Origin of the sequence: Pseudenterobacter timonensis (genome assembly GCF_900021175.1) — a bacterium.
Lineage (GTDB): Bacteria > Pseudomonadota > Gammaproteobacteria > Enterobacterales > Enterobacteriaceae > Enterobacter > Enterobacter timonensis.
The window spans coordinates 550628-562983 of sequence record NZ_FCOP01000010.1; the positions used below are offsets into that span (position 1 = coordinate 550628).

The window sequence follows — 12356 nt, forward strand, 5'->3', positions numbered from 1 at the left end:
GGTCTGGATTATTTCTGGCTCCAGATAATCTGGTAGTGATAACGTCCCGCGCTGAGCTGATATTCAGGAGAGACCGACGGGCTCCAGGAGTCATCCCCGCCCACGCCCATATGAAAACCGTCCAGGTTGAGCCAGGTACCTGCTTCCGCTTGCAGCAGATGCCGGTGGCTGGTCTCCATCAGCTGAGCCTGGCTGTAACGGCTGATATTGAACTGGAAATCGCCGCGCCAGCAGTGCGCGCCATAGTTCAGCTCGCGCGTGTTGCAGCGCAGCCCGTTCTCGCTCGGGAAAACGTACGGGGTGTACATTTCATCAAGCGACAGATCCCAGCGGTCAAAACAGGCGGCCGAGAAGCGGTCGGGGTAGTTTTCATGGGGGCCGAGCCCCAGCCAGTTAACCCGCTCCTCCACCTGCGTAAGCTGGCAGGTCAGACCTATGCGCGCCGGATGCGGGGTGCCGCTGGCGACACTAACATCAACGGTTATCGTCATCTCGCCATGGCCGTCGATACGGTAGCTTTTATGGCTGATAAAGAGCGTCTCGCCCTGATACTGCCAGGCATGAACGGTCGCTATCTCCACCGCGTCGCCCGCCGGATAAGCGTCGCAGCGTAGCAGCGCCGCTTCGGCGCGATAATGTCCCGCCGCTTTCCAGCGCTCCACCCAGGCGTTGGGATCGATACGGGTCGCTTCGCTGATGCCGATATCGTTATCCAGCGGCGCGCGAATGAACTGGTCGGTGAGCGGGGAGAGAAGCTGCGCCTTGTCATCAATCCAGTACTGCGTCAGCAGACCCCGCTGACGGCAGAACTGCCAGCGCCGGTTGTTCACGCTAACCCGGTAATTATCGTTCTCTGCCTCAAGCTGCGGCGCGCTGTCGGCGCGCGGGGGAAGCGCCACGCGGAGTTTTTCCTCGAGCGGCCACTGCTGCCAGGCGCTGATATGCCCGGCGGGCGCCCAGTCGGTAGCCCGCGGCTGTTCCACGCGGACCGTCAGCCAGAGCTGGCCCGCTGCGTCGGGGGCAGCCACGTCGGGAAGGGTAATGACCTGAACTCCCTGCGGTGCGATATCCAGTACGGCATCTCCCGTCGCGACGGGCTTACCGTCCAGGGCAATCGTCCAGCGCAGGATCTCGTTGTCGCTATGGCGGAAAAGATACTCGCTGGTCACCTCGATTTTACGTTCCGCGCCGGGCAGCAGCCTGAACTGGAAGAACTGCTGCGCGTGTTTGGCTTCGTAAAGCGCCGGGTGCGGCGTGCGATCGGCAAACACCACGCCATTCATGCAGAACTGACGATCGTTTGGCGTGTCGCCAAAGTCGCCGCCGTAGGCTGACCACGGCTTGCCTTCATCATCATATTTAATGAGCGACTGATCGACCCAGTCCCAGATAAAGCCACCCTGCAGACGGGGATACTGACGAAACGCCTGCCAGTATTTCGCAAAGCCGCCAAGGCTGTTGCCCATCGCGTGGGCATATTCGCAAAGGATCAACGGGCGCTGCTCTCCCGGCAACGACAGCCACTTTTTGATCGACCATTTCGGCACCGCCGGGAAGGGCTGGTCCTGATCGACGCGGGCATACATCGGGCAGATGATATCCGTGGCGGCGGTATCCGCGCCGCCGCCCTCATACTGCACCGGGCGTGACGGATCTTCAGACTTCAGCCAGCGGTAGAGGGCGTCGTGGTTAACGCCGTGGCCGGACTCATTGCCCAGCGACCAGATAATAATGCTCGGATGGTTGCGGTCGCGCTGCACCATGCGCGTCACGCGCTGGCTCATGGCGGGCAGCCAGTCGGGATCGTCGGTCAGGCGATTCATCGGCACCATGCCGTGGGTTTCAATATTGGCTTCATCCACCACGTAGAGACCGTAGCGGTCGCACAGGGTGTACCAGAGCGGATGGTTGGGATAGTGGGAGCAACGCACGGCGTTAAAGTTGTTCTGCTTCATCAGCAGAATGTCCTGCACCATGGTCGCTTCATCCATGACCTGGCCGTTTTGCGGATGGTGCTCATGGCGGTTGGTGCCGCGAATAAGCAGCGGCTTGCCGTTAAGCAGCAGCAGGCCGTTTTCAATACGCACCTCACGGAACCCAGTGTCGCAGGCTTCCGCTTCAATGAGCGTGCCGTCGGCGGTGTGCAGCAGGACCACCGTGCGGTAGAGATGCGGCGTTTCGGCGCTCCAGAGGGAAGGGTTATTCACATTAAGGCGCAGGGTGACGCGGTCATGGTACGCGCCGCGCTCGTCAACGATCTCGCTGCCGAAGGCGGCGGTCGCTTCCCCGACCTGCGTTTCGCCGTCCCACAGCTGAAGGGTGACGCGCAGGTCGTCACACACCTCACCTTTCATTCTGATTTCAGCAAGCAGTACCGCCCGGCTGAAGTCATCGTTGAAACGGGTCGAAACGCGCAGGTCGCTTATCTGTCTCCTGGGCTTGTTCAGCAGGGAGACGTCGCGGAAGATGCCGCTCATCCGCCACATATCCTGATCTTCCAGGTAAGTGCCGTCGCTCCAGCGCAGCACCATCACCGCAAGGCGGTTCTCGCCGCTGACCAGGAAATCGCTGAGGTCAAACTCTGAGGGGAGACGGCTGTCCTGGCCGTAGCCCACCCAGCGGCCGTTGCACCAGAGATGGAAAGCGGAGTTGACGCCGTCAAAAATAATTCGCGTCTCTTCGTCGCGTAGTTCGGCCTCGTCAATGCTGAATGTGAGCGAGTAACAACCCGTGGCGTTTTCTGCGGGAACAAAAGGAGGGTTGGCCGGAATGGGGTAGGTAATGTTGGTGTAAACCGGCGCATCGTAGCCGTCCATCTGCCAGTTAGAGGGCACCCGGATGGTGTCCGCGTTTTCCAGATCGTTGACCAGCCAGCTCTCCGGCACCGCTTCCGGGGAGGCGAACCAGCAAAATTTCCATTCGCCATTAAGGCTGCGCAGTCGGCTGGATGGCCGGTTAAGGCGCGCATCCGTTGCGTTACGCCAGCTGGCGAAAGGCGGGTGTGCCTGCAGACGGTTAAGCTGAGTCACGCCGGGGTTTTCCCAGTCGCGTCGCGCCAGTATGGCGGCGAGAGAGGTGATGGTCTGTGTCATGGTTCAGTCCTGTTGATAATTGTTATTCGCTCACAATTTTAATCAACATAAGAAAAGATCGCGCGCGCTGTAAAGCGCGAAGGGGGTAAGGGGTGAGCTGGCTCACAATAACGGGCCAGTTAAGTTTAACGGGGTAAGCGTGCCACCTGACGTGCAAGCTGCATAAGCGACTCCGCCAGCGCCTCGGGAGAAGCCGACTGTGTCTGCGGGGGAAGAACGGTTTTGCGTTCCACCAGCGTAACCGGCAGGAGTTGATTACCGGTGGCAGCGTCGCCACGCGCGAGGTGCAGCAGACGGTCCACGCTGGTCTGGCCAAGCAGCGGGAAATTCTGCCGGATGGTGGTGAGAGGGGGAATATAGCAGGCGCTGTCGTCGGTATCGTCGTAACCAATAACCGAGATATCCCCCCCCACCCGCAGGCCGGACTCGCTAATCGCACGCATCGCCCCCAGCGCCATCTGATCGTTTGCCACCAGCATCGCCCCCGGCAGCGCGCCGTCGTTCAGCATCCGCTGGGTCTGCAAAAAGCCGGACATGGCGCTCCAGTCACCCTCATATTCCGCCACCGCCTTAAGCTGGTGGCGCGCCAGGTGTTTATGCCATCCCGCCAGGCGCAGGCGCGCGGAGACCGACGCTTTCGGCCCCGCCAGTAACGCGATGCGCTGGTGACCCTGCCCGATTAGATGCTCCACCCCGAGCCGCGCCCCCTCGTCATGCGAAAAGATAATGCTGTTAACCGGCGTATTGTCAGAGACGTCGAGAAACAGGACGGGGGTGGCGCCGCAGGCGGCGGCCACGGCGAGGGCATCTTCTTCATCAAGGGGATAGTTAATAATCAGTCCGCTTACCCGCTGGGAAAGCAGGTTATAGACCGCCTCTTTACACGCCTGCGCGCCGCTGCGCTCCACCATGGCGATCACCACGCTGGCGCCGGACTGGTCGGCGCGGGACTTGATGGCGGCCACAATCTGCGAGGGGGCATGCAGCGCCAGGTTGGCAGTGGCGACGCCGATAAGCGGCGTTTGTTTACCCGCCAGCTGCTGGGCGACACGGTTAGGAATGTAATTCAGCGCCGCCATCGCGGCTTCGACTTTTTCGCGGGTTTTGACGGAAACATGGCTGGCCTGATTGACCACGCGGGAGACCGTCTGGTACGAGACGCCTGCATAGTCGGCCACATCATAGAGCGTTACCTGTTTCACTTTCATCCCCTGATTCAACGAGCGTCGCGCTATGATGCCACAAGAGACAATCTTTTTCGCCTGGCTGCGCTGACGCTTTCTTTTGCATCCGCTGAGTGGCTAAGGCTATTCTTCACATAATAATAACAACCGAGGCAATGTCATGGATAACGATCTCCTGGAGGCAGGATACCGGCTCTACAGCGGTGAAAAAATCGACGTTTATTTTAATACCCATATCTGCCAGCACGCGGGCAACTGCGTACGTGGTAGCGCCAGGCTGTTTAATCTCAAGCGTAAGCCGTGGATCGCGCCGGATGAAGTGGACGTGCAGACGGTGAAAACCATCATTGATACCTGTCCGAGCGGTGCGCTCAAGTACCGTCCCAAATAAGCGAGAAACCATGAACATTCTTGAAGGCCATAACAAGTTTTACGTGAACGACGCAGAGGGCAACCAGGTCGCCGAGATCGTCTTTGTGCCTACCGGCGAGCACCTGAGCATTATTGAACATACGGACGTTGATCCCAGCCTGAAGGGACAAGGGGTCGGTAAGGAGCTTGTGGCGAAGGTGGTGGAGAAGATGCGCGCGGAGAACCGCAAGGTGATCCCGCTCTGCCCGTTTGCCAAACACGAGTTTGATAAAACGCGCGAGTATGACGATATCCGCGCGTAGCGTTCAGGGCGGCGCCTGAGTTCAGGCGCCGCGAGGGTTAGCCGATAAACATCACCGAGACGCACAGCACGCCGACGATAAAAGTCAGCAGGTTGCCCACCGAGCGGTAAGGCTTCAGGGCCGGGATAAGCCAGGTGGAGAGGGTCGGCATGATAAAGAGGATCATGGCGATAAGCGGCCCGCTGATGGCGTAAATCATGGAGATGGCGTTCGGGTTGACGCAGCAGACCACAAAAGTAATCAACGATACCAGCATCAGTGACAGCGCCCGGTTAAACGCCCGGCTCTTCTTAATACCCGCCTGATTCAGCGAGGCCCTTACCATCTCTGTCGCCCCTTCGATTACGCCGAAGTAGGTGCCGAGAAACGATTTCGACATCGCCACCACCGCCACGATAATGCCCGAAACGCTCAGCCAGGCCGGGGAGGAGGGCATCATGGAGAGCGCCGAGAGGATTGTCACCCCTTGTGCTTTTGCCGTCTGAATATAGCCAGGCGGAATCGCCAGCAGGCAGCTAAAGACAAAGAACAGCACGCTCAGGCAGATGATCAGGTAGGCCACCTTCATGATTTTTTTGCATTTCCCCATCGCCGCCTCGCCATATTTCTCACGGCGATCAACGGCAAACGTTGAGATAATGGGCGTATGGCTAAATGCAAAAACCATCACCGGAATGGAGAGCCAAAGCTGGTGCAACGAGTGGGTATCCACGCTCATCTGGCTGGTGAGCAGCGCGGGCTGCCAGCTTCCCATCAGGTAGAAGGAGAGAAAGAGGAAATAGCCAATCAGGGGAAAGACCAGCATTCCCATCACCCGGATGGTGATCTGACGGCCCATCAGAAAGATCAGATTCAGCACCAGCACCACGCCCAGGCTGACCAGCACCCGTTCCGGCAGCCCGACCGCCATCCGCTTCGCCAGCTGCTCCGTGAGCGAGTTGGTGATCGCCACGGCATAAATCAGCACCACCACAAAGAACGCGACAAAATAGAGCGCGGTAATCAGGTTGCCGATCTTCTTACCGTAATAATGGGTAACCGCGTGGGTGATCCCTTCGCTGCCTCTGGCGCTGGAAGAGAGGATAAATTGCGCCAGCGCCTTATGCGGCCAGTAGGTGAGCGGCCAGGCGACGAGGGCGGTGATCAGTAAAACGAGGGCACCGGCAGAGCCGAGCTGGATGGGCAGAAACAGCGTTCCTGCGCCTACCGCGGTGCCATAGAGGGCGAAACTCCAGAGAGTCTCTTCTTTTGACCAAATTTTCGACATGAGAGGCACGTATCAACTATAAAACGAACAAAAAGAAGCGCAATTTACCATAATTGTGACGAGAGGGGGTTGTTTGCTTTGTCATCATATTGCAGGAGGCCCGTGGTGCCGGGCAGGGCGGGAGAGAGGCGGCAACGTGCAGGAGTGACGGGAACGATCATCCTTTGTGATTAAACTCACTTTTTTTAAACAATTGCGATAATTTTTGATAACAATGCTCTACTATCTGCGCTGTCATTTTGCGCAGAGGTTGAGATGAAAGATGTCGTTATAGTGGGTGCATTGCGTACGGCTATCGGCTGTTTTCAGGGGGCGTTATCGCGCCACTCTGCGGTTGAGCTGGGCAGCGTCGTGGTCAAAGCGCTGGTGGAACGCAGCGGCGTACCGGCTCATGAAATTGACGAGGTGATCCTGGGACAGGTGCTGACCGCAGGCGCGGGGCAAAACCCGGCACGCCAGGCGGCACTCAAGGGGGGACTGCCGAACACCGTTTCGGCGATCACCATTAATGACGTCTGCGGCTCTGGTCTCAAGGCGCTGCATCTGGCAACCCAGGCGATCCAGTGCGGGGAAGCGGATGTGGTGATCGCCGGTGGTCAGGAGAACATGAGCCGCGCGCCCCACGTGCTCACCGACAGCCGCACCGGCGCTCCGCTGGGCAACAGTCAGCTGATTGACAGTCTGGTGCATGACGGCCTCTGGGATGCCTTCAACGACTACCATATGGGCGTCACCGCCGAGAACCTGGCCCGCGAATATGGTATCAGCCGCGAGCTACAGGATGCCTACGCCCTCAGCTCACAGCAGAAAGCCCGCGCGGCGATTGACGCGGGACGCTTTCGCGACGAGATCGTGCCGATTGCCACCGTGCGGTATAACGGCGATCCGCTGATTGTCGATACCGACGAACAGCCGCGCACTGACACCAGCGCCGAAGGGCTGGCGAGCCTGCATCCTGCGTTTGAGAGCACCGGATCGGTCACGGCGGGTAATGCCTCCTCCATTAACGACGGCGCCGCCGCCGTGATGATGATGAGCGAAAGCAAGGCGGAAGAGCTGAACCTGCCGGTGCTGGCGCGTATTCGCGCCTTCGCAAGCGTGGGCGTCGACCCGGCGCTGATGGGGATTGCGCCGGTCTACGCCACGCGCCGCTGCCTGGAACGTACCGGCTGGACGCTGGAGGAGGTCGATCTGATCGAAGTGAACGAAGCCTTTGCCGCCCAGGCGATCTCGGTGGGTAAAATGCTGGAGTGGGACCCGCGGAAGGTGAACGTGAACGGCGGCGCCATCGCGCTCGGCCATCCTATAGGCGCCTCCGGCTGTCGCATTCTGGTATCGCTGGTGCACGAGATGACCAAACGCAACGCCCGCAAAGGGCTGGCGACGCTCTGCATCGGCGGCGGGCAGGGGGTCGCGCTGGCGATAGAGCGCTAATTCTTCTCTTCTGCTCTTCATAAGCCTCCTTCGGGAGGCTTTATCATTTCTGCTCGCTATATTTTCTTCCAGGTAAATTCTCAACAAGCTAATTATTGCTAAATCGATCTATTTTCATATCAAGCTATTTCGGATGTGATCTCTCCCCGTTAATTCCCCCTTAAACAGCGCCCTTTGTTGATACACGTCACGCTACGCTTTGCCAAAAAAAATGAAACAAATAATTACGATCATGATCACTAAAATAACGTTGTTTAAAAAATAAAATTCAATTTCATAAAAACGAAACACTATTTTATTTGAGGGTTTTTGCATGTTTAAGAAATCTCTGGTCCTCGCTTCTGCTGTGTGTGCATCCTTTGCGGCTCAGGCCGTCACCGTGGATCTTCGCCACGAATATATCGACAGCGGCAGTAACGCCGATCGCGTCGCTGTCTCTCATCGTTTTGAAAATGGGGTAGGTTTTTCCGTCGAAGCTAAATGGAAATCGGGTGGCGATAAGGCCGACCAGCCCTTTGCGGACGTGGTAGGTAACGGTCATGAAGATCAGATTAGCTGGCGCTGGAAGGCGACAGAAAATATCGCGCTAACGCCCGCCTTTACGATTGAAAGTACGGACAGCCGAACCATCTATAAACCTAATATCCATTTGCAGTACAGTTTTGACAATGGCTTCTATGTGGCGGCGCGTTATCGTTATGAATATACCCGTTACCCCTCCAGTGATAATAAAGACGATGATAAAGTTAATCGCGGCGACGCATGGGTTGGCTGGGTAATGGGCGACTGGCGTACCGAGCTGAATTATGTTTACGCGAAAAGTTCAGAAGGGATGGTGCGTAATAATAATAAAGATTACTCAACAGAATATAACGCCAAGCTGGCCTACAAATGGGATAAGAACTGGGCGCCCTATATTGAAGTGGGCAACGTGGGGGTGAAAGAGAGCGATGAACGCCAGACCCGTTTCCGTTTAGGCGTGGCGTATTCCTTCTGATAATCCAGCTTCTTCGCTAAAACCCGCCGGGTAGCGCTAACGTTTCCCGGCCTGCATCTCCCCTCAATCCCTCCAGTCCGTAGCCGGGTAAGCGTTAGCGCCACCCGGCAAAATGTGATGAACCAAAAAAAGCCCTTCCTCAGGAAGGGCAAAGCCAGTTACAGAAACACAAACTCAAATCATGCGCGCAACAGTTCGGGTTGCTCGGGGAGTTTCGCGATATAGAGGGCCGGTTTGCCATCTTTATCGGAACTGAAAAGGACCGCTTTCTCGTCCGGGGTAAAGGAGGGATGCGGATGGGTGACCTGGCGGCTCTGCTCCACCGTGGCCCAGGAAGTGTCGTGACGCGCGATGCGAAACCAGCCTCTTTTTGCCACGTCAAAACCATAGAGATAAGGATCGTTATTAATGGTATAGCCGCCGGTATCCTTCACATCCACCGGCGTACCGGAGCCATCACCCACCAGCAGCGTTCCGTTAACGTTGCTCATCAGGTGCGAGCAGGCAGGCATGGGCATCACCACCTCATTGATGCCGCTCTCAGGGTTATAGCGGGAGATCGAACGCCCCTGCTGGCCCTTCAGGTAAGAGACATAGATCAACGCGGAACCGTCCGGCACCCAAAACTCATGGGTGCAGCTTTCTCCCTCCGCATGATCTTTTACCTTGCGCACGTTGCTGCCATCTTCATTCACCAGCCACATGCGGGCATCCACCAGATCGTGCGGGCCTTCATGGCAGAAGGCGACCGTATTGTCGTCGAAGGGACGGTAGATTGGATGGCCGAGCCACTTTTTCTCTTCAAGGATCGTGGCGCTTTCACCCGTTTTCAGATCCACCCGCAGCAGGCGACAGCGCGGCCCCTTGTGAAAGAAGTCGTGGAAAATTTGCCAGTCGTTCAGCGGCGTCCAGTCGCTTTTTGCAATCTCAATGCCGACCAGCTTCGTGCAGTCGCTGTTCGCCACCCAGGTACCGTAGCCGACCCACTCATCCGCCACGCGATAGACTTCGCGCTCGGCCAGCGTCGTCAGATCCACCTCCCGCAGCGTGCGGTCGTTCTTAACGTAGTAGAGCGATTTATCGTCCGGGGAGAGGAAACCGCCAAAGGTATTATCCCCGGCTCCCTCCGTCAGCTGTATCGCCTCCGCCTTCTTCAGATCCAACAGGTAGTAGTTCCAGTGGCCGTCGAACGCCCCGGCGAACAGCAGATGGCTGCCGTCGTTGAAGAAACATTTCTGGTAGAAATAGTTACGATGACAGGTTACTTCCGGCGGGGTCAGACGGGTCACTTCTACGCCCGTATCCGCGTCGCGGCTGACTTCATAGTGCAGCTTGACCCGCATACCTTTAGCCATGATTCGCTCCTTTTTCGACTATCGACAGCCGGGCACTCCCCGCGGTCAGGTCTGGGTGAAGGTGAGTTAAAATTACGGTGTTAAATTATCAAAACACTGTTTTATTATGTGTGACTGAGAGCGCATTTTGAGCGATTAGTTGAGGGCCGTGATGATAACTTTGAATTTTGACAGAAAAATTCACCCCCAACGTCTAAATTCTAAGTTTAGTTAACTTGTTGTTTATATTGGTTTTTAATGGCTATACTTTTGCCTTATTCCTTTTTTATTTCTCACGTAACGCCGGGCAAGCGTGATCGACTCAGCAAATCTGCCATTAATCTTCAGAAAAAATGAAACATCGTTTTAAATGCGATTGAAAAGAAATTTTGCAACGGATAGTATAAGCGCATCAAGAAAACGGAACGCCGTTTCGTTACTGTCCTCAGTACAATGAATCTGGAGGTAGATGTGGACGTAAGACAAAGCATCCACAGCGCGCACGCAAAAACGCTGGATACCCAGGGGCTGCGCAACGAATTTTTAGTTGAGAAGGTCTTCGTTGCTGACCAATATACGATGGTCTACAGCCATATCGACCGCATTATCGTGGGCGGCATTATGCCCGTCGCACAGACCGTTTCCGTCGGTGGTGAAGTGGGTAAACAGCTCGGCGTCAGCTATTTTCTGGAACGCCGCGAGCTGGGCGTAATCAATATCGGCGGGCCAGGCACTATCACCGTGGATGGCCAGTGCTATGAGATCGGCCACCGCGACGCGCTCTATGTTGGGAAAGGGGCGAAAGAGGTGGTGTTTGCGAGCGTGGATAGCAACACACCGGCGAAGTTCTACTACAACTGCGCGCCGGCGCATACCACTTATCCGACTAAGAAAGTGACCCTGGCGGACGTCTCGCCCGTTACGCTCGGCGATAACCTCACCAGCAACCGCCGCACCATCAACAAATATTTTGTTCCCGATGTGCTGGAAACCTGCCAGCTCAGCATGGGGCTGACCGAGCTGGCGCCGGGCAACCTCTGGAACACCATGCCGTGTCATACCCATGAGCGCCGCATGGAAGTGTACTTCTATTTCAACATGGACGAGGACGCCTGCGTGTTCCACATGATGGGGCAGCCGCAAGAGACTCGCCATATCGTGATGCACAACGAGCAGGCGGTGATCTCTCCCAGCTGGTCCATTCACTCCGGCGTAGGCACCAAAGCCTACACCTTTATCTGGGGCATGGTGGGCGAAAACCAGGTCTTTGATGATATGGACCACGTAGCGGTTAAGGATCTGCGCTAGTCGCAGGCAGGTAAGTTAATTCTGCCTGTGATAACAGGCGCTGAGAGTAAGGATTAAACATGATTCTGGATGCATTTTCTCTGCAGGGTAAAGTGGCGGTGGTTTCCGGCTGTGACACCGGTCTGGGCCAGGGTATGGCGTTAGGGCTGGCGGAAGCGGGCTGCGATATCGTGGGTATCAACATCGTTGAGCCGACCGAGACGATTGAGCGCGTTACCGCGCTGGGCCGTCGCTTTCTGAGCCTGACCGCCGACCTGCGCAAAATCGACGCTATCCCCGGTCTGCTGGATCGCGCGGTGGCTGAGTTCGGTCATATCGACATTCTGGTTAACAACGCGGGTCTGATCCGTCGCGAAGATGCGATCAACTTCAGCGAGCAGGACTGGGATGACGTAATGAACCTCAATATCAAGAGCGTCTTTTTCATGTCCCAGGCGGCGGCGAAGCACTTCATCGCCCAGGGTAAAGGCGGCAAGATCATCAATATCGCCTCCATGCTCTCCTTCCAGGGCGGCATCCGCGTTCCTTCTTACACCGCATCAAAAAGCGGCGTCATGGGTGTGACCCGTCTGCTGGCGAACGAGTGGGCGAAACACAACATCAACGTCAACGCCATCGCGCCGGGTTACATGGCGACCAATAACACCCAGCAGCTGCGCGCCGACGAACAGCGTAGCGCAGAGATCCTCGATCGTATCCCGGCAGCCCGCTGGGGTCTGCCGAGCGATCTGATGGGGCCGGTGGTTTTCCTGGCTTCTGCGGCTTCCGATTACATTAACGGCTACACCATCGCCGTGGATGGCGGCTGGCTGGCCCGTTGATTATTCGATATAAACCTCTGCCTGCGGGCGGAGGTTTATATCTTCGAACAGAGTTATCCATATAACCAAAGAGAAAAAATCCATATCCACAATAAAATTTTATTACACACTGCGCTACAGGCCAGTAAAAATGAGGGTTAAATAATTAACAAATCGCTTTCAGCATAATTTGAAAGTGGAATATCCATCACAAATCCACCTGTTGTAGCTTAAAAATCCATATCTTCACGTTATCCTGCCTGACA

General features: G+C 56.5%; 10 protein-coding genes. 6 read left to right on the forward strand and 4 right to left on the reverse strand.

The genetic code is table 11. The annotated features are described in order from the left end of the window. Nucleotides 1-8 precede the first annotated feature (8 nt). Both BN3796_RS05085 and BN3796_RS05090 read right to left on the reverse strand, forming a co-directional pair. The gene (locus BN3796_RS05085) at nt 9-3092 is read right to left on the reverse strand and encodes a beta-galactosidase (protein ID WP_061707295.1); all 3084 of its coding nucleotides are present in this window, start codon (nt 3090-3092) and stop codon (nt 9-11) included. 125 nt (nt 3093-3217) lie between these two features. Further along, nucleotides 3218-4300 carry a LacI family DNA-binding transcriptional regulator gene (locus BN3796_RS05090; RefSeq protein WP_148381763.1) on the reverse strand — a complete coding sequence of 361 codons (1083 nt, stop codon included), beginning with the start codon at nt 4298-4300 and terminating at the stop codon, nt 3218-3220. Nucleotides 4301-4436: 136 nt separating this feature from the next. Between BN3796_RS05090 and BN3796_RS05095 the strand changes: the two genes are divergently transcribed. Together BN3796_RS05095 and BN3796_RS05100 are read left to right on the forward strand one after the other, a co-directional pair. After that, on the forward strand, nt 4437-4667 hold the full coding sequence (locus BN3796_RS05095; RefSeq protein ID WP_061707296.1) for a (4Fe-4S)-binding protein: 231 nt from the start codon (nt 4437-4439) through the stop codon (nt 4665-4667). Nucleotides 4668-4677: 10 nt separating this feature from the next. Next, nucleotides 4678-4950 carry a GNAT family N-acetyltransferase gene (locus BN3796_RS05100; RefSeq protein ID WP_061707297.1) on the forward strand — a complete coding sequence of 91 codons (273 nt, stop codon included), beginning with the start codon at nt 4678-4680 and terminating at the stop codon, nt 4948-4950. Nucleotides 4951-4987: 37 nt separating this feature from the next. On the opposite strand, the gene BN3796_RS05105 is transcribed toward BN3796_RS05100, so the two are convergent. Beyond that, nucleotides 4988-6217, reverse strand: a complete 1230-nt coding sequence (locus tag BN3796_RS05105) for an amino acid permease (protein ID WP_061707298.1) — start codon at nt 6215-6217, stop codon at nt 4988-4990. Between the two features lie 255 nt (nt 6218-6472). On the opposite strand from BN3796_RS05105, the gene BN3796_RS05110 reads away from it, so the two are divergent. Beyond that, the gene (locus tag BN3796_RS05110) at nt 6473-7651 is read left to right on the forward strand and encodes an acetyl-CoA C-acetyltransferase (protein ID WP_061707299.1); all 1179 of its coding nucleotides are present in this window, start codon (nt 6473-6475) and stop codon (nt 7649-7651) included. Between the two features lie 313 nt (nt 7652-7964). Further along, entirely contained in the window at nt 7965-8648 is a 684-nt protein-coding gene (locus BN3796_RS05120) for an oligogalacturonate-specific porin KdgM family protein (protein ID WP_061707300.1), read from the forward strand. Between the two features lie 179 nt (nt 8649-8827). Here BN3796_RS05120 and BN3796_RS05125 read toward each other — a convergent pair whose 3' ends face one another. Then, on the reverse strand, nt 8828-10003 hold the full coding sequence (locus BN3796_RS05125; protein ID WP_061707301.1) for an oligogalacturonate lyase family protein: 1176 nt from the start codon (nt 10001-10003) through the stop codon (nt 8828-8830). A 450-nt stretch (nt 10004-10453) separates the two neighbouring features. On the opposite strand from BN3796_RS05125, the gene kduI reads away from it, so the two are divergent. Both kduI and kduD read left to right on the forward strand, forming a co-directional pair. Further along, nucleotides 10454-11290, forward strand: a complete 837-nt coding sequence (gene kduI / locus BN3796_RS05130) for a 5-dehydro-4-deoxy-D-glucuronate isomerase (protein WP_061707554.1) — start codon at nt 10454-10456, stop codon at nt 11288-11290. 59 nt (nt 11291-11349) lie between these two features. Further along, nucleotides 11350-12111 carry a 2-dehydro-3-deoxy-D-gluconate 5-dehydrogenase KduD gene (gene kduD, locus BN3796_RS05135; protein WP_061707302.1) on the forward strand — a complete coding sequence of 254 codons (762 nt, stop codon included), beginning with the start codon at nt 11350-11352 and terminating at the stop codon, nt 12109-12111. The last annotated feature ends 245 nt before the right edge of the window (nt 12112-12356 follow it).